Consider the following 24815-nt stretch of genomic DNA (forward strand, 5'->3'; position numbering starts at 1 on the left):
TCCCATTATTTTTTGTCCAAATAGTTATAGATGGTGAATTTGGTTACATCCAAAAGGTCTGCCACGTGCTGTACGGCGCCTTTGATCAAAAAGAGCCCCATTTCGTCCAGCTCATGAATAAACTGGATTTTTTCTTCCTTTTGCATGAGTGCAATCGGCTTGCCCGTCCTTTGCAGACAATCCGCTACCATCTGCTCCATCAAATCAGACACAGTTGGCGGGAAGCTTTCTTCTGTTTTGTCTGATTCACGCTTGTCCGAAATAGCCAGAATGTCGCTCAATACGGATTGTGCTATCGCCAGATGAGTCATGTCGATGTTGATGCACAAACTGCCAATGACTTGTCCATGCTCGTCCTTGATATAGATTGAGCTGGATTTGATCTGTTTGCCCTTGATCGTGTCATTGCGGTAGTTGAGGTCATAGTTTTCCTTGCTAATCTTGGCTGTTCGCAGTGCTTTCAGTGCCCGATTGGTAACAGGAGAGCCGATCTCTCTGCCGCTTATGTGCCCGTTGTGTATGGCGATGATCGAGGATGTAATATCCGTCAGATCGTGCAGAACGATTTCACAATGGCTGCCAAATGTCTTCGCCAATCCCTCCACCACAGGAATGTAGCTTGCCAGAATCGGGTGAATATTTCTCTCCATGAATAAGCCTCGCTTCTTTTACGGATGATGTTCTAGCTGATTTCTACTACTAACTCTATTTCAATCGGATTGTTAAAAGGCAGGACGGAGGTGCCCGCTGCTGCTCGCGCATGCTTGCCTGCCTCACCGAAAATCTCGATTAAAAAGTCAGACGCCCCGTTGATGACGGTGGGCTGCTCATAAAAGTCCGGCTCGCTGCTCACCAGGGCAAACAGCTTGACGATACGGGTAATCCTGTCCAAATCACCGATCTCGTTCTTCAAAATCGCAAGCAAATTGAGGACCGTCACTTTGGCAGCCTCGTAGCCTTGCTCGACGGTCACATCAGAACCCAGCCTTCCCAGATACATCGGACTGCCATTGACGTAACAGCCTGCACCCGATGTATAAAGGACGTTTCCGGTTTGTACGCATGGCACGTAATTGGCCATGGTTGGCGGTGCAGGTGGCAGTGTATAGCCTAATTCTGCCAGGCGCGCTTCGACTCTGGACATCGGATCACCTCATAAGCTCGTTTTTCTTTCGCTACCATCACCATACTATTCAGAAAAAAGTTATTCAACAATTTTTTTGAAGACAATTAATTTTTTTAAAAAACCAGACACGCTTAGCCTCAAGCATGTCTGGTTTCCAGATAGGCCGCAGCCAAACGTATCTCGACTTTTGTCCCTATTCCCTCTTTTGATTCAAACACAATTTTGCCATCCATTTCTTCAATCAGCTTTTTACAGACAGACAAGCCAATTCCCGTCCCTTTTTCCTTGGTTGTATAAAAAGGTTCAAATAAGTGCTTCAGTCGTTGCTCGGAGATACCACAGCCGTTATCCTCAACCATCACGGAAACATAGGAATCCTTTGGTAGAAATCTCGTAGAAACCGAAACTTTTCCGTTCACCGCTACTGCATCGAGAGCATTTTTGATCAGGTTCAAGCAAATTTGCTCTACATGGGACGGAATCGCCCAAACGTAGGTCGCAGCCTCTTCATACTGAAAGGTCAAGAAAACATCCTTTTCAATCACATAGTGCTTGGCCAGATTGTGAACATGCTCAAGGAGAGGCCGCAGGTCTACAGCTTCACTTTTCTTTTCCAGCTGTTCATTTTTCCGCGCCAAGATCAAAAAACTGGTAACGAGCTGTTCGAGCGTTTGCACCTCATGCTGGCAAATTTGAATGTACTTGGCGAAATGTTGACGATTAATCATTTCGGACTCCGACACGACACTCTGATTCATTAATTGCAAAAAACCGTGAACGGCTGCAAGCGGATTGCGAATCTCGTGTGCCATTCCGGCGGCCATTTGTCCAATGACGCCAATCTTTTGCTGGTGCAGGTGGCTGATCATCTGATCCTTGCTGGCCAAGTACCCGCGCAGCGTATGGTGGTAACGTACGTTCAAGATTTGGAACAAACGCGAAAGCAGCGCCTCCTTCACCCGACTCGCCTCACAACAGCGGCTGACCTCATTGAATGCATTTTGCCTGAGATTAAACAAGACCTCCAGCAGCACTTCCTTGGGAATATCTTTTTGCGCCCATCTCTCCCCCCAGATGTACGATTCTGCCGACAACGCTTGCAAGTACTGTTCATATTCTTTTTTCGTAGAGAACAGCTGTTGAAACGCTTCGGTCAGCATTCCTTGTATCCCCATTTGCTGCTGCTTTTGATACTTCCGGTAGTATCGTGAAATCGGCTCGCCAAAAGCGAGCATTTCTCTCATATGTAGCTCCACGATCTTTTCCTTCACCGAAAGCAGCTTACCTAACCACTCACCTTTAGATGCTTCCCAATCCATCTTTTTCGTCTCCCATTTCGCCTACTATGCCGCCAATATCTGCCAGCAAATAAAAGAACAATTCGCTAGAAAAACGAATTGTCCTTTTTGGGATCAAGTAGTGACTATTTTGGAAGTATTCTCGCTTTTTTCCTGCTTGTTTAGCTGTCGCAAGGAATAGCTCATTCTCTCCAGCACACCTTCTGGCGATCGGAAAAAATCGATCCAGACATGCGAATCTCTTCGTTTAAACAAGAAGCTGTCCGGTCCTACAGGGATGAGCGGGTATGATTGGCCGTCTACTTCGAGGTGCAGAGCTCCCTCCCGTTTTTCAACCAAGGTCTTGGTCCATTCGCTAGACTCGTATCGCCCTTCGTACTCAGCAAGCTGCTCGTCCGCCAGCTCATAGTGCGGGACTGGGTAAGGAGGTACAGCTGTTGGCCGCAGAGCCATCGCGTTGAGCAAGCCTGCTACCAGCTCACGTACTGCCACTCCATCGAGGTTGATCAAAATCACGCCGGTCAAGCCTGTCTCGGGAATCGTAAACAGATGGGAGCTGATTCCCTTTAACGAACCGCCATGCTCGATCAATTTGCCATCTGGAAAAGCCGGAGATACCATCAAGCCGTATCCGTATGAGCGATAGCCATCGCATCTCGCGAACGGGGTGAGCATTTGGCTGACGCTCTCTTTGCACAAGATGGGCGACTTGCGGTTTTCCCCTCCCGTACGAAATACCTCCAGATATGCGAGTAAATCGTTTACGGTCGATTTGAGAAAGCCCGCGGCCCGCATTGCAGGAGCGTCATGCCAAAATGGTGCGGCAATCACTTGCTCTACGCCTTCAACTTTCTTGTTTGTATACAGCACGGTAACGTCTTCCTGCTCGTCCAAATCGGCAACATCAAACACAGTCCGATGCATGCCGAGGGGCTGTAAAATATGTGTGGTAACGTATTCCTCATACGGTTGACCGCTTACCTGCTCGATGACTGCACCGAGAAGGCCATAGGCGTCATTATTGTAGCTAAAAGCTGTTCCTGGAGCGCCGAGCGGCTTCCCCTCAAAGCCAGCGATGGCCTCCATGACCTGCTCGTACGTGTCCAAATACGGAAGACCCTTCAGGTCCTCTTCCGCCTCTGTTCCTACAATCGCAGGGTCCTGTTCCATGCTGCGCTTCATCGCTCCGTCCAAATACGGAAGGGGTGCCATTCCAGGTGTATGTGTCATGAAATGATGGATAGTCATTCGGTTTGACAGCTCGGCCTCGCCCGCTCGAAACTGTGGCAAATACTTCACTACCGGATCATGGACGGAGAGCTTCCCTGCCTCCTGCAGCTGCATGATCGCCACGCATGTAAAAGACTTGGTGAGAGACGCAATGCCAAACACCGTATCCATTGAGATCGGCAGCTCCTGTTCCCGATCGCGATAACCAAATGTCTTGCTGTACAGCATTTTCCCATCACGGGCGACGCCAATCGCGGCACCGGGTACTTTGGCCTCGCCTAGCAGCTTTTGTGCATAGGCTTCGAACTCCTGAATCCATGCCTCCACCTTATTCAGCCCCCATCGCCTGATCGTAAATCGCTCTGGCCACACGTGCAATGGTCAGTTCTGCTGCACTCTTCTCCGTTACTCCTCGCGATAATACGGTGATGGCAATGGTACCCTTGCCATTTGGCAAATAGATAATTCCAGCGTCGTTCACGACAGCATTTACGGTTCCTGTTTTATGCGCGACCTTGGTTCCTTCTGGCAGCAAGAATGGCAAACGGCTGTTGTATTGCTGACGGCGCAATATATCGAGCATCAAATCACACGATGCAGGAGTGAGAATTTCTTTTTGGGCGATCATGATGAGCAGACGGTTCAAATCAGCTGGCGTGGCTACGTTGTTTTCCAAAGTCGGCTTCGATACATCCAAGATGATTTCGTACTCCCCGGTATCTTCCCTGCGCTCGTATTCATGAAAGCCGGCTTCAGACGGGGCTGGTTCGTTCATGCCAACACAGTGATTGAGCAACTGCCAGCATGTGTGGCGCAGATGAACATTTTTCAATCCCAGTTCATGCATATGGGCGGTTACCTGCTCGATTCCTCCAACCAGCTCTAGCACGAGGTCTGTTGCATAGTTGTCACTGACAATCGTCATCAGCGTCGCCAGGTCCTTCACTGTCAAAGCAGCTCCTGCATCCAGCTCCTGTAAAACCCCTGAGCCAGGTACTCTCTCGTCCTGCTTGAGTGTCACCCGTTGATCCAATCGGATGTTGCCAGCCTCTACTTCACGCATCAAGGTAACCATGATCGGAATCTTGAATGCACTTGCCAATTGGAACAGCTGATCATCCAAATTGCCCGCAGTTTTTCCTGTCTCCAAGTGTGTAGCCGCTACTCCAAATACGCCTGGTGAGTCTGTCAGCACATCCTCCAAAGCCTGTTGCCATCCCATGCCAAATGCCTCCTTTTTTAGTCGCGAAACAGCCAACACGAAAAAGTGTCGGCCATTTCGGTCTTGCTTTATTGTTCTTTGTACCCCCACTTGAAGTCGATATAGCCCAGAGGGTCCACAGTGATACCTTTTACCTTGTCATTTTGCACCCATGAATTGACGCTGCTGTATACGCCTGTGACTGGCATTTCCTCCATCAGGATTTCTTCCGCGTCCATCAGATACTGATTGCGCTTGGCTTCATCTGGTTCAGCATACGCTTGTTTCACCAGCTCTACGTACTTCTCGTTCCCCCAGAAGGTCGAGTTTTTCGAGCTGTATTTCTCCATCATCAGCTCCAGGAAATTGACGGAATCATTGTAATCGCCAGTCCAGCCAGTCCGGGAAATCATGTACTTGCCGTGCTCCTGATCGTCAAACATGACCTTTAATTCCTTGTTCGTCAGCTTGACGTCTACTCCCAACCCCTGTTTCCATTGGGCTTGCAGGGCTTCGGCGATCTTTTTGTTGAGATCGGAGGTGTTGAAAAGATACGTGATTTCCGGCAATTGGGTAATTCCCAGTTCTTTCATACCTTCTGCCAATAATTGTTTCGCCGTATCGGTGTCATTATCCTTGAAGTATCCATCCGGTTTTAAAGAAGCGGAAAGCGGTACAAAGCCCATCAGCGGTGTTTGCCCAGCCTGTCCGATATTTTCAGCGATGTCCTTGCGATTGATCGCGTAAGCAAATGCCTTGCGAATCTTTGCATTGGTAAATGGTGGTTTTTCCGTCTGGAACAGCAGGTAGTAGCTCGTTGCGCGCTCCATCGTCTTCAGCTTGCCTTCATCCCGCAATGGTCCAATCGCATCCGCTGGCAAGCCGCTGATCGGTCCGCCTGCCCAATCCAGCTCGCCGCTGTTGAACAGCTCCAGCTCTGTATTGGTATCCTCAATCATGGAAAACTGGATTTCACTCAGCTTGACCACTTCTTGATCCCAATAGTTCTCATTTTTCGCCAGCTCAATTTTGTTTTTATGCTCCCATTTCACAATCTTGAACGGCCCGTTCGTGACGATCGTCTCCGGCTTTTTCGCCCAATCGGGGTTTGACTCTACCACTTTTTGATTGACCGGATAGTAGAAGGTGGCGAGTGTGAGGAAATACGGAGTCGGGTTTTCCAGTGTAACTTCCAGTGTTTTATCATCCACTACCTTGATCCCGACATCCTGTGCCTGTGCTTTTCCTTCGAAATACGCTCTCGCATTTTTAATCGCATAATATTTGTACGCCGAGCTACTCGCTGTTTTCGGATCGAGCGCACGCATCCAGGCGAAGGCAAAGTCACCAGCTGTAACCGGATCACCATTGCTCCATTTGCTATCTCGCAATTTGAATGTATACACACGTTTGTCCTCAGAGAGTTGAATATCGGATGCGACGGAATTTACTGGCTTTCCGTCCTTATCCAGGCGGACGAGAGAATCGTAAAGCGAACGAATGAACGCACCAGAAATAACGTCATTGGACAATCCCGAGTCCAGTGTTTCCGGTTCAGCTGCATTCATACGCAAGACTTGATTTGTCGCAGGTGCGGATTCCGTTGATGACTGCTCTGGCGATTGTGTTGTTGCTCCCTGATTCGCCTGGTTGCCGTTGCTACAGCCGGCAAACAAGCCCGTAAGCAGAACAAACGTACTCATAATAGCAATTCGTCGTTTCATGATGGACCCCCTACAAAACTTGTATTCTTTTACACTTTCTGATTCAGTAAAATATTCTGCAAATTTCGTGCCAGCTATATTTATCTACACTTATCTCACATGCATTATTCATCTCTGAATAGTTTTGTTCGGGGTTTTCCGACATTTTTCTACCAATTGCTTTGGAAACAGCAAATAAAGGTATTCTCCGTTGAATACCTTTATTCATTCACGAATATGATAGGGTGCTTATCCAAAAAGCGATGACCCCTTTCTTTTAGCTAATGGCTGGTTCGGACATGGCTATGGCATCACAGGAACGTCTGCAAAAAACAATCGGGACATGTTGTTGTTTCGCTAGCTTCTTAATGTTTTTGCTCAAACTATGGCTGACAAAGTTGATAAATACGAGAACAAGCTCTGTGTCAGAAGGGATTGTCGCCTTCACATCGGATTTTTTCCGACCCGATACATGATAAATATTTCGATACCCCTTATCCTGCAGCATGCTTTCGATATCCCCTAACCGATCTCCTCCTACTACTAATACGCCTGCCATCTAAAAATCCTCCTCTCTTCTTATCCCATCGTGCTTCTATTTCCACAACTATTTGCTAGCACGCAGTTGATTGTACTTGGTCTCTACCTTTTCAGCAGGGAGTCTGTATTTTTCAGTCCGCTCAATCTGGACCACCTGTGAATCGTGCACCACGATATGTATGGAGCCATATTCCAAGGTTTCCAAAGCCCGTGCAATTCTATCCAACAGCAAATCATCGATTACCTCTGGTTTCTTTGGCATAAGGTCCAGCCTCCCTTTCACAAATGATAACCAATCTATATTATTCCTACCTATTTAGTATGTTTTATTTTTCTAATAATACCTCCCGTTTCCCAGTTTGTCAATGAGAAGACTAGGATTTTACAGGAGGAAAAGGTTTTCTATTCGCTTTTTCCGTGCCATTTCTCCAAATGATCGGCATGTGTCCGCAAGTACGCCCCAGGCAAAAAGAGCTTGTCGTAATACTCCAGGTCAAGGTGATGCGTTTGTAAATACATCAACGAGAAAACGGTAGGAACTGTAGCCGGAAACTTGCCGAACGTGTCATAAATGTACTGCGCCTGCAGTGTGACCAGCTCACGGATCGGCTCATCGTAGGTTTTAGCACTCGAACGCACCTTACTGCTGTCCTGCCATGGTCCTGGCGTATCTGGGTGAAACGGTCCGCCGGGTCCAAACTTCCGCTCCACGTAAGCATCCACCGCAGCTCGCAGGTCAGGGTAATGCGGCGGCGACAAGGTCTCAAATACACCTGCAAGCCCCGTCGGATTGGGCTGTGACCAGCGCTCATCCGTATCATAGCGAAACCCGAGTCCTGGCACCTCGGGATCACCGCTGGCACCAAGCACTGTCAGCCGATCAATCCCGTCAAACATCCAGCCCCCCAACCCAAGCGCCTGCTGCATCAGCATTCCCGCGTAAACGGAGGTAGACAGCTCGGCAGTCAGCTCGGTAAGCGAGTACTGCTCGACAAAGGTTAACGGGTATGGCTGGTCGATGTCGACAAGACTAGCAAACTTCTCAATCCCCGGAATCTTGCGCTTGTGAATGTCGTCATAGATGGTGTAGCCGTTCGTCGCATAGAAAAACAGATTGGCAATCGTATGCTGAGCCAAATCACCTACCGGAAAGACGAGAAGTGAGCCAGGTCGATTCGCTACCCAGGTGTTATGCCCCTCCATGTATGGCTCACGGGCCGGGATGTGAAGACGTGTATCCGCAAGCTTGCGAATCCGTGGCTTGATGGAATCGATTAAGAGCGGCAATCCGATCTGACCCTCTTTATTTCGGTTGACGGGAACCGCGTAATCCCTCGTCTCCAGCAGGTACGTACCTGAATCGTCCGTAAAAAAGATTTCGGCTGTATGGAAGCCGGCAGCAGATGGAAAGGTTCTTCCACTGGCAGACCCTGCGTAGTTGGACAGGTGAGGAGCATAGCGATCATGGCGGGTTACGCTGTTGTGCCAGCCTGTGACGCCGCCGACTGCAGCCAGAATCAGCAGCTTTTCTACATCATCAAGTGGCAGAGGCTGGTGTCGCGACGTGAACGCCAATGGTCCATCTGGCACCTCTGCCCCGCGAAAAAAACGTCTGGAGCGACGTCCAAAAATCGCCTCGACCAGCGGAAATTGCAGCAAATCTGTCAATGCCTTCTCTTGTGTAGCGTGATGGTGCACTTCCTTCCCCCAAGCAGGTTGATCGCTCATCTCAACCACCTCTTCTCTCTTTGGTAGAAACCCCAGCCCTTTTGAAGCAAAAAGGCTCCTGAAGAAAAAAGACCTCGTTGTCTTTTTCACAGGAGCCTTCGGTCGTCCGATCAGCTTATTTCTTAAAAACCGATTAATTTACTTTGATATATCCAAATTACCATACTCTTCCACCCGACGTCAATGCTCTGGTTTACCGTTTTTCAATTCCAATCGATCATCCGCCAATAGCCAGCCTTTTTCTGCTTTTCTTCAATAGCCGCAACGGTTTTCGCCAACAGAGCGACTCCCTTTTCGATGCTCTCTTCATCAGTCTGAATGATGCTGACACGTACACCATTGTCCCGCTTGAACGTGCGCAGGTAGTTCTGATCAGTGGAGGTGATACGCACATTTTGGTGATGAAGTCCAGCTATTACATCATTCGAATTGATCGACTCCGGGAGCAGGATACGGGAAAAAATCCCGCCCTCCCCGATCTGCACTCGAAAATCCGCAGATAAGTGACGTCGACAAGCATCGGCGAGAGCCTGTAACCGGACTTTGTAACGTTCGCGCACCATCGTGGAATGATGCTCATACATGCCGCACTTCAAGTAAAGCTCCAGAGCAGCTTGCGACAGCACAGATGTACTCGAATCACAGGATGCTTTAAACATCCGGAAGGTCTCCATTAAAGCTGTGGGCAATACGACTGTTGCGAGTCGAAGCCCGGGCAGCATGATTTTGGAGAAGCTTTTGACATATATCACATGACCGGATTGGTCGTAGCTGTAGATCGGATCCGCTTTAGCCCGTGTCTCCATATCAGCCAGGTAATCGTCTTCAAGAATATATACATCATAGCGCTCAGCCAATCTCGCTATTTCCTTTTTCTGTGCCTCGGTATAGGAGACTCCCAGCGGATTGTGAAAACGCGGTACCGTGTAGAAAAACTTGATCTGGTTATTGCGAAAATGTCGTTCCAATTCATCCAAATCGATGCCGTCTGCGGTACGTTCTATGCCCAGTGTGGTCACGCCAAACAGCTCCAGGGTACGGAGCATGCCATGAAAGGTAGGCTGTTCTACCAGGATCGCATTTTTCCCATTCGGAAATGGCATCGCCGAAAGCAGGTGAAGAGCTTGTTGCCCACCTGAAACAATGCTGATTTGTGAGGGCGGAGCAAAAACCTGCGAGGCGGCCAAATGCTTTTCCAGCTCCCTGCGCAGAGAAAAGAAGCCTTGCGGATCCGAGTAGCTGAAAAGCTGGTCCTCATACAGCTCAATGGCACGGTTGAGACAATGCTGAAAATCTTTGTAAGGCATAACCTGCGGGTCTGGACTCGCGGCAGAAAAATCAATGCGCTCCACCGTCGCCTGCGGGCTGCTTGCCGAACGCAGCACCGCGTAATAACCACTTTTGGGCACCGAGTAGATCAGATGCTCCTTTTCCAGCTCCTGGTAGGCCCGTATCGCCGTATTGATGCTGCATGTCCACTGCTCGGAGACTGCCCGAATCGACGGAAGCTTTTCGCCCGGCTTGATTTTGTTCGTTAGCAGTTGTTCTTTTATATGGCTTTTCACGACTTCATATTTATTCTCCATCGCTTTCACCAGCCTTCCATCTGTGTGGGTACAGATGCACTTTTTCTCCGTTTATCTCTGACTGTGACTTCAGTATAGTGAATCATAAGCAAAGGAGTAAAGAGAAAATGGAGGGATACAGATGGAATGGAAACATGGTTCATTGCCCTATTTCATGAGTGATGACAAGCAGCTGCTTGAAAAAGAACAGATTTGCCAATGGCTCCAAACGACATACTGGGCAGCCGAACGCTCCACTGAGATGATTGTCAAAGGAATCGAAAACTCCCTGTGTTTCGGGCTCTACGCCGAGAGTGGACAGGCCGGCTTTGTCCGAGTAGTGAGTGACTACGCCACCTTTTCCTGGGTGTGCGACGTCTATATCGACCCTGCCCATCGCGGAGCCGGACTTGGCAAATGGATGATGGAGGTTGTCGTGACTCATCCGGCAATACGCCAAACAAGCATGACACTCGCTACCCGAGATGCACATGGTCTATATGAGCAGTATGGATTTATACGAAGAGAAATGATGCGCAGGATTGCAGGCAACTAAGCATCCATGCAGACGAACAGGAAAAACCCTAGTTTCGCCCTATCTTTTGGCGAAGCCAAGGTTTTTCCTACAGCAATGCCATCAGATGCGAGCTTTTCATTCTTTTTTCTTTGCCGTGACCTGCCCGCTCTGATCTATGACTGCCTCGTAGGAAATGCGGTTCAGCTTATCGATGATCCTCTGTTTATTCCCTGTATCCATTGGAGCTGGCTGACCATTGGTGATTTTGACCGGGATGACTCTGCTTTTGGTCCCCTCTTTTGAAAAGGTCAGTCCCACCATCATCGCCTCTCTCCCCTTTTCGTTGTAAGAAGTCGTAAACACAAAATTGCCTACGCTGTAGTAGATCGGAGCATTTTTATAAAATTCGACGCCCATAATCGAATGACTGTGCGAGCCAACGATGGCGTCTACTCCGTTGTCGATCAGCTTGCGCGCCATTTCACGGGCATAGGCTTCTGGCACATCCTTGTATTCCAGATTCCAGTGCATCACAGCAATCGTAATATCAGACTGCTCCACCGCTTTTTTCACATAGGACAGCATCGGTTCGTACGAGTACGCATGAGCCAGACCGGGCTTGTCTTTCCCTGCAAACCACTGGCGGTTAGGCAGGACATGGCTCAGCCCAATGACAGCTACGCGCTTGCCCTTGATCGTCTTTATGTAGGGAGCGAATGCTTCTGCTTCGTTTTTTCCTGCTCCGACATGGCCGATCTTTTCTTTTTGCAAATGCTGCATCGTGTCGAACAACGCATCCATCCCGTAGTCGAGCGTGTGATTGTTTGCCAGATTTACAACATCAAAGCCTGCATTCACCAAGCCTTTTAGCGTCTCTGGCTTTGAGCGGTACGTAAACTCTTTTTTCTCCGGCTTGCCTCGCGTACTGACAGATGTCTCCAAATTGCCGATGGTCAGATCCGCCTGACTGAGAAAGTCTTTTGTTTTGGCAAACGGATAATCAACGCCATTTCGCGCAATCTGTACCCCTACGCTTTTATCCATGATGATGTCCCCCACAAATGCTACCTCGATCGACTCCTCGGCCTCTGCATTTGCTACCGCTGCACCTCTATTCGCGCGTACCATTATCGGGCTTGTGCTCAGAGCAACTAACAGCATACTGACAGTGACACTCGTAAACATCCGTTGAAAACGTCCGATTTTCCTGCACCTCTCTCGTTCCCTCTATTTAGGCATCATTCTAGTGGGCAGCGAGTGTGAAGCCTGTTGAAGGCTGTCTAAGGAGTCAGGAAATTTATCGTGCAAAACCGACTGCTGAAAGAAAAATAGCGGACTATGCCAGTAATTCGCCTCACAGTGGACGGATTGACTGAATTTTTGCTATTTCTCTCTTTCATATGTCGATCGTTGCCAGAAAAAAGTATAATGAGGGCAGATAACTTAATGAAGCATCAGCGAAAGGAGGAGTCATGGATCGCATTGGGCATTCCATTATGCTGAAGACAAAAACGACCTTACCTACGTTTCAATCCCATCGCATTGACAGAGAAGAACTGCTAGAGCAGCTAGATCAAGGATTGGATTGTAGATTGACTACTTTACTCGCACCCGCCGGCTACGGAAAAACGACGTTGCTTTCCCAGTGGGCACACAAACATAGAGTCATTACCTCGTGGCTGTCCCTTGATGAGATGGATAATGACTTGATACGTTTTTGGAGATATGTCGTTTATTCACTTTCCAGCTCCGTTCATCCACAGCTTGCAGAGCGGATGGAGCCTTCCATGAAAGCTACCTCGCATACCTCAATCTACACATTCATTGATTCTCTCCTCAACGAGTTGTCTGCTATCGACCAGCACGTCGTTATCATTTTGGACGATTATCATACGTTGACGGAAGACGCGATTCACGCGAGCATTAGCTACTTTATCGAATATTCGTCAAGCAACGTTCATCTCTATATCGCCAGCCGCAGCAAGCTCCCGTTTTCCACTTCCAAATGGAGCTTGCGCAATGAAGCATGCCAGCTGGATGCCATACAGCTTTTGTTTACACTAGAAGAAACCGTTTCCTTCTATCGCGAGGTCCATAAGCTCACCTTGTCGGCACAGCAAATCGACCAGCTGCGGACGCGTACGGAGGGTTGGGTGGCCGGTCTTCAGCTCGCTGCCATCTCGCTCGCCAATTCAGCACAGCCGGATCCGTTTTTCCAAAGCTTCGCAGGCTCTCATCGCGATATTTCGGAATATTTGCTGCATGAGGTATGGCTGCGGCTACCGCATGAGACTCAACATTTTTTGCTGCACACCTGCATCCTGTCGCGGATGGATGCAGTAGTATGCAACGCGCTTACCAAGCAATCCAATAGTCAGCAAATGCTAAACCAGCTTCACGCGCAAAATATCTTTCTGGTTCCACTGGATGATTACCAAAGCTGGTATCGTTATCATCATTTATTTACTGACTTCCTGCGTGGTCAGCTACACCAGCTGGATACGGAAAAATTGCTTTCACTTCATCGGGTCGCAAGTGAGTCATTTGCGGAGCGTGGGCTCTATGAAGAGGCACTCGATCATGCGCTTGCAGCGACAGATTACCGTCTTGCTGCCCACCTGCTGGAGCAGCATATCTCGAAATGGATCCAGCGAGGGGAGTTTTCCACGCTGTTGCACTGGTTAGACAGCTTTCCACAGCCCTCTGACATGCTGCCCCCTGTTCTGTCGCTGCTACGTGCCTTTATCTTGATTACGTGCGGAAAAATCAAGCGTGCGAGGGAAGCGCTCATCCTTCTGGACAAGCAATGTGCTGCCATGGACACATCTGACGAGCAGCTTACATTTTTCAGTGGACTATTGTTTGTCAAAGCCAATTTTGCTTTTGCTACTGGCGACTTCGAAAGCTGGGTGGCTAGTTCGTCTCAACTGGACCAAGCCTTGCCCGAGGACCCGCTATTTTATCACTTTAATTTCAATACAACGGAGCCTTTTATCAGACGCACATCCTTTGGTCTAAAAGGGCATATTTCCGCGTATACCGAGATCGTTGGCAAACGCTTCAGCGAAATTATCTCCGCCAAGGGCTGGCAAGAATCATTGATTAATCTCTACGTCGTCCAGGCGATCGCAGAAGGATACTATGAGCGCAACCAATTAGAGGACAGCCTCAAGCTGCTGGGGCAAGTAGAGCCGGTAGCGCGACGTGAACGAATATCCGGGCTGTTCATTCCGTTTTCATTGACGCTGGCAAAAATCAAGCTCGCCAATGGAGATACCCGAGCTGCCCGTACCATAATCGAAGAGGCAATCGATACGATTCAAGACTGGTCAGTCCCTTACTGGCTCCCGTCCTTGCGCGCTTTTCTCGCACGGATCGCACTGCAAGAGGACGATTTGTCCCATGCTGAGCTCCACCTCGCGAAGCTGCCGCTCTCTTTTTTCGAACAACCTACGCTTCACAAAGAGCTGGAGCTGCTCACGTACGTACATGTGCAGCTGCAAAAAAATCAGGAGCAGGAGGCGCTTCGCATTTTGGAAGCTCTGCAACCTGCTGCGAAAAGAGAAGGGCTGCTGACGAGTCAGGTGGATATTGCGGTGTTGCAGGCTTTGGCACTACAGCAGCTTGGGAAAAAGGCGGAGGCATTGCTCTCTTTGCACGAGGCGCTCGTAATCGGAGAAGCAAATGGTTATAAGCGTAGCTTTATCGATCACGGAGTCGCTATGTCTCACTTGCTCTTGTCCTTCACGGAGCATGAGAAAAGAAGGGTGAACAAGCTCGTTCCGAATGTTTCGCCTGAATATGTAAAGCATTTGCTCTCCTTGTGCCCCAAGAAGGCCCCAGGCGGAATAAGCGAAGCGACTTCTCCATTAATTGAGTCATTGACGGGGAAAGAAATGCTCATACTCTCCATGCTAGCCCGAGGCGCATCCAACAAGCAGATTGCAGAGGAGCTGGGAAATACGCTCGGCACTGTGAAGGTTTATCTACATCGAATCTACGGGAAGCTCGGAGTCACCAATCGCACCCAAGCTGTATTAAAAGCACAAGAAATCGCCCTGATTGAAAAGGAAGCTCTCACCGAGCTGTGAAAAAATAGAGCAGCAAAAAGAGTCCTCGCCATCAAAGCGCAGGACTCTTTTCTCGCTCCCTCTCCTTACAAGTAGGGCGTCGTTTATATTATTTCGGCTGCATGCGAATCGCTCCGTCCAGCCGGATTGTTTCCCCATTCAGCATCGAATTCTCGATAATAGTGTTGACGAGCATCGCGAATTCTCGCGGATCACCAAGCCGTGGCGGAAAGGGCACAGTCCCCCCCAGTGACTCTTTTACCGAGCGAGGAAGCCTATCAAATAACGGGGTATCGAACAGTCCCGGTGCAATCGTCATGACCCGGATGCCATAAGGCGCCAAATCACGCGCTAATGGAAGTGTCATGCCGACGATTCCACCCTTGGAGGCGCTGTATGCCACCTGCCCAACCTGCCCGTCAAATGCAGCGACCGAAGCTGTGTTAATGACGACTCCCCGCTCTCCGTTTTTGGTGGGCTCATTCCCTGCCATCTGCTCCACTGCCATCCGAATCACATTGAACGTGCCAATCAGGTTGACTGAAATCACTTTGGTGAAGGAATCCAAATGATGTGGACCGTTTCTCGAAAGGGTCTTTTGCGCGAGATCGATCCCTGCACAGTTGATCGCGGCATGAATCGTGCCAAATGCGCCTGTCGCTCGCTCAATCGCCTCTCGGACGCTTGCTTCACTCGTAACATCTGTCTGGATGAATAACGCATGATCACGTCCCAGCTCCTGTGCCAATCCCCTGCCACTTTCCTCCGCAAGATCAAGAATGGCTACTCTTCCTCCATGCTCTACCACATTTCTCGCAGTGGCCGCCCCCAATCCGGAGGCACCACCTGTCACAATGGCAACTACATCGCGAATCTCCACGCCATTCTCTCCTTTCGGTAAAATCCTCACCAGCCAGTTCCTTTTCTCGATGCTCCTCTTAGCTGCGAAGCTATGATTTCGTGATGCAATTCAGATACCAGCCTGCAAATCCCTTGTTACTCATGGCTTTGATTGTGATCCAGCTGTCCGATTTCGCTCAAAAAAAGACAGTTTTCATACACTTCTGTACAATAATCGGACACTTTTTCTCCTTCACGAGTCTTGCTCTTGCGTCAGCTTTGCTTCTTTAAAGGCGTATTGATAAGCGTATAAGTGAGCCAGCTCATGCTCTTCGTGATAAATGAAGTAGCTGCCGGGATTATCCGTTTGACCGACATGCTCTTTTTGGAACCGCTTCGCATCCAAACCATCCATATTTTCCTCCAGATAACCTAGCGCGTACGCTTTCGGATGTGGATCGGGGTACATCTCCTTGATTTTTCTGAGTGACTTGGAGGCAGGCGAGAAAAACATATACGTTCCCATAATCTTGGATTCCCCGTGCAGGTACGGTGCGAGAATCTCGCAGGGAAGCCTTTTGTTCAAGAGTGAAAATTGATTGAAGGAAAAGCTGTCGATGAAGTAATCAATCGATTGTGTCCGCAGCGGCATGTGCAGATCACTGTTCACCATGTACAACACAGTCGCATTCGGACAAGAATACTCAACCCTCTTTTTCAATCGCTTCATCATTTCCAACGAGTGCCCGCAAAAGACATAGTTCGGTTCCTCCCCGAGCAGCGGCATATATTTGGTCAGGGAGACGAAGATGTCGACATTCGTTTCTACGATCAGCTTGTTCTTTAAATCGTGCTTCGACAGCTCTTTGTACATGGACAGACAGCTTTTTTCGGTCAGGCTGATAAAATTTGGACTCCATTCTGCGATGATCTCCTCATCGTAAATACAGGAATGATAGGGGGACGTCGTGACGTTTTCCGTAATCAAAATGCCTTCGAACAGCTCCGCCTGATAGCCGCACGGACATGTGAGCTTTCCTTCGTACACACTGCTCTGCTGGATCGAGGCATCCGTCATCTTCAATGGCACGCGGCAGCACGGACAGTACAAATACGACATGAACGACAGCGGCATCCCTTTCATCGCTTCCTGCACCTGCGATTTCGAGGTTTCTTCGATGAGCTCATCGATTCGCTGAATGGTGTGTGCAATCTGATTCTGCTCTTGCGCCAGCTTTGCTTTTTTCTCAGTTAACAGGTTTACAAAATAATGTATGTCGCGCTCTTCCCGAAAATGGGTGATTCGTTTGTAGGACAGAATTTTGTGATATTTGGCTCTCCGCGCTCGCAGGGGAAAGGAGATGACGCTGGAGCAGTGGTCTGTCGGAAACCGTGGACTTGGCTCCATGCTTGTCTTCCTGCTGATGGCAGGTGAGGCGTTTACCACCTTTACCTTTCTTGGTGCGAGCGGTTTCACCTATGCTGCGGGTGCTCCTGCGTTCTACATCTTCAATGCGGCCTACTTCGTTTTGTCTTATTGGCTCTTGCCTCCCATCTGGAAATACGCCAAGGAAAAGAAGCTGCTTTCCCAATCGGACTTTTTTGCCAGCAAGTATAACAGTACAGCCTTAGGCGTTCTAGTCGCGATTGTCGGTGTCATCTCCATGATTCCGTATTTGGTCCTTCAATTGAAGGGACTTGGCATTATCGTATCGGAAGCATCATATGGAACGATTCCTCCCTCTGCCGCGATCTGGATCGGCGTGCTTACTGTCACCGTCTACGTTATGCTCTCTGGCATTCACGGCGCCGCCTGGACTGCTGTGCTCAAGGATTTTCTCATACTCGGTGTCGTCATCTTCATGGGTTTTTATTTGCCGCTGCACTATCACGGTGGTTTCGTGGAAATGTTCAAGTCGATTGATCAAGCGAATCCTGGTTTTCTGGTTCTGCCTGAAAGCGGTCTCTCGACGTACTGGTTTGTTTCTACCCTCATTTTGTGGTCGCTCGGGTCCTATATGTGGCCGCATACGTTTAGTGCCGCCTACGCTGCCAAAAGCGGCAAGGCGCTGCGCCGCAATGCGATCCTGATGCCGATGTATCAAATCGTACTGGTCTTTGTCATCTTCATTGGCTTTGCCGCGATCTTCCAGGTGCCAGGCCTCAAAGGCTCTGATACTGACCTGGCCCTGTTCAAGCTCTCCAAAGCTACCTTTGACCCGTGGTTTGTCGGCGTAATCGGCGCTGCCGGCATCCTCGCCGCTCTCGTTCCTAGCTCGATGATGCTCAACGTAGCGGCAACGATCTTGTCCAAAAACGTCTATAAAATATGGAAACCAAATACAACAGATGCTAGTCTAGTCCGCTTGACCCGCTATCTGGTTCCTGTCGTTGCAATTGCTGCCCTCTACTTTACCTTTAATGGCGGAAATACGATTGTCACATTGTTGATCATGGGCTACAGCCTGGTGACCCAGCTCTTCCCCGCTCTCTTTTTTAGCCTATGGAAGAAAAATCCGGTTACAGTTCAAGGAGCGTTTTGCGGGATCATTGCTGGTCTTGCTGCTGTGTTGTATACGACACTCAGCAATGCTTCGATGGCAGACCTGTTTCCGTCGATGCCGCAAGCCTTCAAGGATTTTGATATCGGAATCATTGCGTTCACCATTAATGTCATCGTGACACTGGCGGTGAGTGCTTTTACCCGAAAGGCGGTAAACAAAGAGACGGAGCCTTCGCAATCGGTTGCTTGATTTTAAAGAAAAGACGCGGGAGCAAGTGCCCGCGTTTTTTGTCTTTATTCCTATTGATCTATTTTTTCCCAGTCTATTTATGTTACCATCGAAGACAATGCTATAGAAAGGCTGATGTTAACATGAAGTGGAAAGAAAAGATTCAAACCGTTTTATTGGCTGGTATTCTTCTCTGTTTATTTTTCATCGCCAACAAGCCAGCAGCAAGCCTTAATGCTCCCCCGATCAATATGCCATCGTTCCCTACGATTCCTGTATCTTCGAACTCTTCTGTAACGCAGATAGATAAAAATCGATTTGCCATCGTAGAGAAACGAGATGATGTTGAAACGAGAGTCGTCATTCTGGAGTATGATGAAAGCACAAAGCAGGTCACTGAGGTGAACAAGACCTCGTTTAACTTTGATCTGAATTTTATTACGAAATAGACACTCGGGTAACGACAATGAATGGTTCGGCAAGGAGAGACAAGATATGATGGCAGCGATAAAACGATCTGCAGCGACGTTGAAGCTCCTCCTTTTATCAGTAGTTATGTTTGTTGTCAGCGGGTGCGTGCAGCAAAGCTCGACCAATGACATCTACCTTATACCGGAAGGCTACGAGGGAACCGTCTATGCTTTCTACAACGTGAAAAACGCGCCACCACTCGCTTATGAAGGCGAGTATGCCCTGCACATCATCAACGACAAGGGGTACTTTGCCACTTCAGCACCTGATATGGAGTATGGGCTTGTTACAGACAAATATTATTACGTTGATAAAAACGGACAGCGTACAGAGATACCTGGATCTTGCCTGCGAATCAACGGCACAGGCGGTTACTCCACAAATATAGGGACACCTGATGAGATCAACGTTCATTACACGGGGGTCGAGGTAACCCACAGCAAATGCGGTCCAGCATTTCAGGACTCCGAGACGGATGAGCAAAACGAGGTATTTAATCACATGCTGCAAGATTATTATCAATGAACGGATGCGAAAAAAGGTAAAGCGCCGACTAGCGACGCTTTACCTTTTTCTATGATTTCGATCTCTATTTGATCACTGTCGACATCTGTGCCAGCTCTGCTACTACCTGCTCATCTACTTCCAGGCCAAGCCCTGGTTGCTCTGTCAGCTTGATCGTCTTTTCAACAAACGGCATGGCAGCTACGTCGCGAGAAAACATCAGCGGTCCGACCAGCTCATTGGAAATAATCGCTTTTTTTGCTGCGCATAAATGAGCCCCCGCCACAGAAGCGATAGCCGATTCCACCATCGAGCCTACCTGACATTCCATGCCAGCCATTTCTGCTTGCGCAACCAGCCTTGTCGCCGGGTAAATGCCACCACATTTCATCAGCTTGATGTTCAGTTTGTCAGCAGCTTGCTTGACGATGGTCTCCCGAATTTCGCGATCACCATGCACGCCTTCATCGATCATGACAGGAATCACTGTCTGACTGCGGACCTCTGCCAGTGCTGAAATATCATCCGCGATGACAGGCTGCTCAATCCAGTCGATGTTGCAATTCTTCACTTGCTCAAGCACCCACATGCTCGTTGCCCGGTTTCGCCAGCCTTGGTTGGCATCGACCCGCAATTGTACGGAGTCGCCAATCGCTTTGCGTACAGCACGGATGCGCTCTACATCGATTGCCGGATCGCTGCCGACTTTAATTTTGATCGTGCTGTATCCTTGGGCGAGCGCCTCTGCGGCCTCTGCGGCCATTACTTCTGGCGAGAGGATGCTTACCACGTATGGCACAGCAAGCACTTCATGGTAGAGACCGCCAATCAGGTTATATACCGGTTGCCCCGTAGCCTTGCCCATGATGTCATAGCAAGCGATGTCGATGCCCGCTTTTGCAGAGGGCGAACCGTACACAAGCTCCGCCATCTTTTCATGGATTCGTTCGATATGAAACGGGTTTTCTCCAATCACACTCGGCGCCAAATGGTGAACGAGCATGCTGTAGGTGCTCTCCCATGTTTCCCCGGTCACATGCTGATCCGGTGTAGCCTCTCCGTACCCTGTAATGCCTGCATCTGTTTCGATTTTGATCAAGAGCGTTGGCATATCGTAGTAGGTCTCATAAGCGACGATGAATGGTCGAATCAACGGGAGCTTGATCCCCGTTACAGTTACGGATGTAATTTTCACTACTCTATCCCCTTGCTGTTTAATTGATCGCTGATCATACGCGTGACCGATTTCATAGGTAACCTTTACAGTTATAAAAAAGGTGAATGTCCTTATTTTTCCATTACCGACAACTGTCGTTATGGAGTCGCTAATTTTGAATAAATATACAAAGTTTCCAAGTGATAGTCAAGTCAATTTTCTAAAAATTGATGCGATAAACGGCACGTGGTCTGCCCTGCTGATAAGGCTGTTCCTCCCCAACCGTTTCAACAAATCCTTTATCCATCAACTTTTTCAGCATGCGCTCTGCACTTCGTCTGCTGAACTGCAAGTACTCAGCCAGATCTGTTGCCGTAAAGCGATTGTCGCGGCGAAGATTGATAAACGAAGTGAGCTTGGTAATCGTAGCTACGCTCAGTCCTGTCTGTTCAGCCACATGCAAAATGTCGCGATTGTCGCTTTTCAAATGGAAAGCTCGCGGATTAACATCCAATGGTCCAATTACTTCTTTTTCATTGGTCACCAAAAAAGCACTGCTGCTTTCAGGCTGCTTCCGTGCATGGAACAGTCCGATCCGTGCATTTGCCTCCGCCTCTTTTGCGGTCATGCCAAAACCGAATCCCATGCTAATCGTGACATTGAATAATTGCTCCATGTTGCCCATCGCTGGCATGTGCGTAAAGTCACCCGTCATTTGTTCAATGCTGCCTCTGGTCCCGTAAATAATAAACTGATCCAGTCCCAATTGCTGAATAGATGCGTCTGTTTCCTTACCCAGCTCGAGCAGCATTTGCTGAAGCATGATTCCCGCATCTGGCTTTGTACTGGTTCCAAGGTCGCCGTCGACTGGATTAATCGCCGCCAAGCCAACAGCAATCTGGGCATTTTCACTAATCATAAGCTGTCCAAAGTGAGCAGCCTTCACCAATGCTTCCCGGATGCTTTTCTTTGGTACAATCAGATTGACACACGGAATCCCGGCGTCACGCAATTGCGTATGGACATAATCGACACTGGTTAAGACGAGGTTTGCCCGCCCGCTTTCAACATTCTCTCGGTGAAAGTGAATAAGTGCCTCCGGATCAAAATTCGTTCCCACTCCGTCAATAATTTGGCTGTAGTCCCTTACACACCAGCCTGAAGCATCCAGTTGCCATTCCTCTACTGCCTGCTGTAAATACGCTAGTTTTGGTATATCAACAGATAGCGATTTCAGGCCTTCCTCTCTGTTCAGCAAAATATGACCCAGATTCAGTGTCAGCGTGTACTCATCCGACGGAATGTAAACCGCAGGCAGCTTTCTTTGACCAGATGTGCGCATGGCAAAATAATACGGAAGCGGCCCAGCAAACAGCAGGACATCGCAATCCTGGATCTGCTCCATCAGTTGATCGCATTCCATCGGGTTACCGTAGTAATAGGTCGTATACAGGATATTGGTAAACTCCTCCGCACACTCCGTAATCAGTGGCGCAAAATCCTCAGGAGTGATGACGGCTACGCGAATCAACATGTCTTTTTCGTTCCTTTCCATGCGTTTATTTCACTTACGGAGCATTATAGGCAAGTTTGAGTGAAAACGCTATAAAAATGTTTGATTGTTCAAGCGATTCTTGCTCAGACCTTCCAAAGCAAAGACAAAACCGCCAAGAATGACATCCTGGCGGTTTTGCATATACGGGGCAGTCCCTTATTCCATGGTTAAAACGACACGACCATTGATTTGACCTTTTTCCAAACGCTCCAAGACTTCGTTAATTTGATCCAGTGGCTGTGTCTCGATGATCGCACGCACCTTGCCGCGAGCAGCAAAGTCCAGTGCTTCTTGCATGTCCTTGCGCGTGCCCACGATGGAGCCTTTTACCGTTACACCGTTCAATACGGTATCGAAAATCGGAATAGGCAGCTCGGCATTCGGCAATCCGACTACAACGAGCGATCCGCCGCGTCTTACTGACTTGTACGCTTGCTCAAACGCTTTTTTGGTAACAGCAACGCTGATTGCTCCATGCACACCGCCAACCTGCTCCTCAATCGCTTGTACTGGATCTACCTCGCTGCCATTGATCGTTACGTCTGCACCCAGCTCTTTTGCCAGCTCCAGTTTTTCCTGGTGAATATCGACAGCTACTACGTTGTAGCCCATCGCCTTGGCATATTGCAGTGCTACGTGACCCAAGCCACCGATTCCATAAATGGCTACCCATTCGCCTGGCTTTACATTCGCAACCTTCAATGCTTTGTAGGTTGTTACCCCTGCGCACAGGATCGGAGCCGCTTCTACATCTCCCAGCTCATCTGGAATCCGTGCCACATACGCTGCCGGAGCCACGCAATATTCAGCGTAAGCACCATCTGCAGAGTAACCGCCATTGAGCTGCTGCTTGCACAATGTTTCCCAGCCACTCAAGCAATAGTCACACTCTCCGCACGCAGAGAACAGCCATGGAATCCCTACACGATCGCCCAGCTTCAAGGACGTTACGCCTTCACCCAGTTTTTCGACCACTCCTACGCCTTCATGTCCAGGAATAAGCGGGAGCTTCGGCTTCACTGGCCAGTCCCCATGTGCCGCATGCAAATCTGTATGGCAAACTCCGCATGTTTTGATTTTTACGAGTACCTCTCCGTGCCCCACCTCAGGAACCGCAACTTCCTTTACCTCCAGCTTTTGATGAAACTCGTTTACAATCGCTGCTTTCATTTTCTTTCCTCCTCTTTTCTCTCTTGGATAGGATGCTGTCTCTTTCTAGTAGCAAGCAGCGTGCCAACTGTAAGCGCTTTAATCTGTCGCGTTTTTTCTCAGCATTGTGGTTCCGTTTAGCCGAACTTACGGCCCGATGAGCCAAAAAAACGGCCCACCTGCCGAGCTTTTGGCTGAAAAAGGGAAATCCCTCTTATTTGCGGTATTACTTAGTAGTGGAAATAAGGGGGAAGAAGCATGCAAATATCCAAATTCATGACACCCGAAATCATTTTTGGAAACCAGTCCATTACCCAGATTGGGGAAAGTCTGCGCAGATTAGGAGCAACCCGCGTCTTTCTCGTCAGTGATCTCGGGGTTGTAAATGCTGGCTGGACAGAGCGCATTATTTCCTATTTGAAGCAACAGCATCTCGAGTATCACCTATGGACCAACGTGACTGCCAATCCAAAGGATTACGAAATACATGCAGGGATTGCCGAATATCGCGCCCAGGAATGCAACGCGATTCTGGGGGTAGGCGGCGGCAGCTCTATCGATGCGGCCAAAGCGATTGCTCTTCTCGCCACGAACGAAGGAAGTATCGTGCAGTACGAGGGCGTCGACAACATTATGCATCCGCTCCCCCCGATGGTGATGGTGCCCACCACTGCTGGCTCCGGCTCCGAGGTCTCGCAGTTTTCCATCATTGTAGACAGCGCCCGCAAAGTCAAAATGGCCATTATCTCCAAATCCCTCATCCCCGATATTGCCATCATCGATCCACAGACGCTGATGACCAAGGATAAGCAGCTCACTGCCAACACAGGCATAGACGTGCTGACTCATGCGATCGAATCGTATATCTCCCTGGCAGCAACACCATTGACAGAGGTGCATTCTCTCCAGGCAATACGGCTTATTGCCAAGCATCTGCGCCCCTCTGTGGCCAGTCAATACAACGCCGAAGCGAAGCAAGCGCTGGCCATGGCAAGTCTGCAGGCTGGCATCGCCTTTTCCAATGCGATTCTCGGTGCAGTGCACGCCATGTCCCACCAGCTTGGCGGCTTTCTCGATGCGCCACACGGTGAGGTCAATGCCATCCTTCTCCCCTATGTACTCGAATACAACTATATCGCGGCTCCGGAAAAGTATCGGCAAATCGCCGAATGTCTCGGCGAGAATACATCTGGGATGAGCGTGCACGACGCTTCACGCTTGACGCTCAAGGCAGTAAAGGAATTGGCGAAGGACCTGGGAGTTCCCGAGTCACTGTCAGCCATCGGACTCCATCCAGAGCAGATTGATTTGCTGAGCGCGCATGCTTTGAACGATGTGTGCATGGCAACCAATCCGCGTGATATGAGTGTGCAGGATGTCGCCGCTCTGTTCCGCCAAGCCCTATAGGAGTTGTTTTTAGAGGAGGTCTA

The 24815-nt window shown here is 49.1% G+C and carries 22 protein-coding genes; 6 read left to right on the plus strand and 16 right to left on the minus strand.

Features of this window, described 5'->3' with window-relative positions; all coding sequences use genetic code 11:
- Nucleotides 1-5: 5 nt before the first annotated feature.
- From ADS79_RS25220 to ADS79_RS25265, 10 genes are all read right to left on the minus strand, one after another.
- A complete protein-coding gene (locus ADS79_RS25220; RefSeq protein ID WP_049741226.1) occupies nucleotides 6-650 on the minus strand; it encodes a helix-turn-helix transcriptional regulator in 645 nt (214 codons plus the stop codon).
- 32 nt (nucleotides 651-682) lie between these two features.
- Entirely contained in the window at nucleotides 683-1144 is a 462-nt protein-coding gene (locus ADS79_RS25225) for a RidA family protein (RefSeq protein WP_049741227.1), read from the minus strand.
- Between the two features lie 119 nt (nucleotides 1145-1263).
- A complete protein-coding gene (locus tag ADS79_RS25230; protein WP_049741228.1) occupies nucleotides 1264-2445 on the minus strand; it encodes a sensor histidine kinase in 1182 nt (393 codons plus the stop codon).
- Nucleotides 2446-2538: 93 nt separating this feature from the next.
- Nucleotides 2539-3981, minus strand: a complete 1443-nt coding sequence (locus ADS79_RS25235) for a serine hydrolase domain-containing protein (RefSeq protein WP_049741229.1) — start codon at nucleotides 3979-3981, stop codon at nucleotides 2539-2541.
- 1 nt (nucleotide 3982) lies between these two features.
- Nucleotides 3983-4876: a serine hydrolase gene (locus ADS79_RS25240; protein WP_049741230.1), complete on the minus strand. Its 894-nt coding sequence runs from the start codon at nucleotides 4874-4876 to the stop codon at nucleotides 3983-3985.
- A gap of 68 nt (nucleotides 4877-4944) precedes the next feature.
- On the minus strand, nucleotides 4945-6579 hold the full coding sequence (locus ADS79_RS25245; RefSeq protein WP_049741231.1) for a peptide ABC transporter substrate-binding protein: 1635 nt from the start codon (nucleotides 6577-6579) through the stop codon (nucleotides 4945-4947).
- Nucleotides 6580-6835: 256 nt separating this feature from the next.
- Complete coding sequence (locus ADS79_RS25250) at nucleotides 6836-7117, minus strand: DUF2325 domain-containing protein (protein WP_049741232.1); 282 nt, start codon at nucleotides 7115-7117, stop codon at nucleotides 6836-6838.
- A 48-nt stretch (nucleotides 7118-7165) separates the two neighbouring features.
- Nucleotides 7166-7360 carry a YezD family protein gene (locus ADS79_RS25255; RefSeq protein WP_049741233.1) on the minus strand — a complete coding sequence of 65 codons (195 nt, stop codon included), beginning with the start codon at nucleotides 7358-7360 and terminating at the stop codon, nucleotides 7166-7168.
- A gap of 140 nt (nucleotides 7361-7500) precedes the next feature.
- Nucleotides 7501-8826: a hypothetical protein gene (locus ADS79_RS25260; protein WP_201783422.1), complete on the minus strand. Its 1326-nt coding sequence runs from the start codon at nucleotides 8824-8826 to the stop codon at nucleotides 7501-7503.
- A gap of 203 nt (nucleotides 8827-9029) precedes the next feature.
- Nucleotides 9030-10412 carry an aminotransferase-like domain-containing protein gene (locus ADS79_RS25265; protein WP_049742127.1) on the minus strand — a complete coding sequence of 461 codons (1383 nt, stop codon included), beginning with the start codon at nucleotides 10410-10412 and terminating at the stop codon, nucleotides 9030-9032.
- 121 nt (nucleotides 10413-10533) lie between these two features.
- Between ADS79_RS25265 and ADS79_RS25270 the strand changes: the two genes are divergently transcribed.
- Nucleotides 10534-10947 carry a GNAT family N-acetyltransferase gene (locus ADS79_RS25270; protein ID WP_049741234.1) on the plus strand — a complete coding sequence of 138 codons (414 nt, stop codon included), beginning with the start codon at nucleotides 10534-10536 and terminating at the stop codon, nucleotides 10945-10947.
- A gap of 96 nt (nucleotides 10948-11043) precedes the next feature.
- On the opposite strand, the gene ADS79_RS25275 is transcribed toward ADS79_RS25270, so the two are convergent.
- Nucleotides 11044-12036: a CapA family protein gene (locus ADS79_RS25275; protein ID WP_409362430.1), complete on the minus strand. Its 993-nt coding sequence runs from the start codon at nucleotides 12034-12036 to the stop codon at nucleotides 11044-11046.
- A gap of 344 nt (nucleotides 12037-12380) precedes the next feature.
- Here ADS79_RS25275 and ADS79_RS25280 point away from each other — a divergent pair, with 344 nt between their 5' ends.
- Nucleotides 12381-14999 carry a winged helix-turn-helix domain-containing protein gene (locus tag ADS79_RS25280; protein WP_049741236.1) on the plus strand — a complete coding sequence of 873 codons (2619 nt, stop codon included), beginning with the start codon at nucleotides 12381-12383 and terminating at the stop codon, nucleotides 14997-14999.
- A gap of 88 nt (nucleotides 15000-15087) precedes the next feature.
- On the opposite strand, the gene ADS79_RS25285 is transcribed toward ADS79_RS25280, so the two are convergent.
- Nucleotides 15088-15858 carry a 3-hydroxyacyl-CoA dehydrogenase gene (locus ADS79_RS25285; protein WP_049741237.1) on the minus strand — a complete coding sequence of 257 codons (771 nt, stop codon included), beginning with the start codon at nucleotides 15856-15858 and terminating at the stop codon, nucleotides 15088-15090.
- Nucleotides 15859-16071: 213 nt separating this feature from the next.
- A complete protein-coding gene (locus ADS79_RS25290) occupies nucleotides 16072-17226 on the minus strand; it encodes a MerR family transcriptional regulator (RefSeq protein ID WP_141261099.1) in 1155 nt (384 codons plus the stop codon).
- Here ADS79_RS25290 and ADS79_RS25295 point away from each other — a divergent pair.
- The 3 genes from ADS79_RS25295 to ADS79_RS25305 all read left to right on the plus strand — a co-directional run bounded on the left by ADS79_RS25295 (nucleotide 17180) and on the right by ADS79_RS25305 (nucleotide 19546).
- Nucleotides 17180-18571 (plus strand): sodium:solute symporter family protein, encoded by a 1392-nt coding sequence (locus ADS79_RS25295; protein WP_084766072.1) that lies wholly within the window; start codon nucleotides 17180-17182, stop codon nucleotides 18569-18571. The genes ADS79_RS25290 and ADS79_RS25295 overlap by 47 nt on opposite strands.
- 122 nt (nucleotides 18572-18693) lie before the next feature.
- On the plus strand, nucleotides 18694-18999 hold the full coding sequence (locus ADS79_RS25300) for a hypothetical protein (RefSeq protein ID WP_049741240.1): 306 nt from the start codon (nucleotides 18694-18696) through the stop codon (nucleotides 18997-18999).
- A gap of 46 nt (nucleotides 19000-19045) precedes the next feature.
- Nucleotides 19046-19546 (plus strand): DUF6843 domain-containing protein, encoded by a 501-nt coding sequence (locus ADS79_RS25305; RefSeq protein WP_049741241.1) that lies wholly within the window; start codon nucleotides 19046-19048, stop codon nucleotides 19544-19546.
- A 64-nt stretch (nucleotides 19547-19610) separates the two neighbouring features.
- Here the strand turns inward: ADS79_RS25305 and ADS79_RS25310 are convergent, their stop codons facing one another.
- The 3 genes from ADS79_RS25310 to adhP form a co-directional block, all read right to left on the minus strand.
- On the minus strand, nucleotides 19611-20720 hold the full coding sequence (locus ADS79_RS25310) for a mandelate racemase/muconate lactonizing enzyme family protein (protein WP_049741242.1): 1110 nt from the start codon (nucleotides 20718-20720) through the stop codon (nucleotides 19611-19613).
- A gap of 181 nt (nucleotides 20721-20901) precedes the next feature.
- Complete coding sequence (locus ADS79_RS25315) at nucleotides 20902-22236, minus strand: helix-turn-helix domain-containing protein (RefSeq protein WP_236700101.1); 1335 nt, start codon at nucleotides 22234-22236, stop codon at nucleotides 20902-20904.
- 156 nt (nucleotides 22237-22392) lie between these two features.
- Nucleotides 22393-23406, minus strand: coding sequence for an alcohol dehydrogenase AdhP (gene adhP, locus ADS79_RS25320; RefSeq protein ID WP_049741243.1), 1014 nt, complete (start codon nucleotides 23404-23406; stop codon nucleotides 22393-22395).
- Between the two features lie 237 nt (nucleotides 23407-23643).
- Here adhP and ADS79_RS25325 point away from each other — a divergent pair, with 237 nt between their 5' ends.
- Nucleotides 23644-24792, plus strand: coding sequence for an iron-containing alcohol dehydrogenase (locus tag ADS79_RS25325; RefSeq protein WP_049741244.1), 1149 nt, complete (start codon nucleotides 23644-23646; stop codon nucleotides 24790-24792).
- Nucleotides 24793-24815: the final 23 nt, after the last annotated feature.

The sequence above is a fragment of the Brevibacillus reuszeri genome (assembly GCF_001187725.1).
Classification (GTDB): domain Bacteria; phylum Bacillota; class Bacilli; order Brevibacillales; family Brevibacillaceae; genus Brevibacillus; species Brevibacillus reuszeri.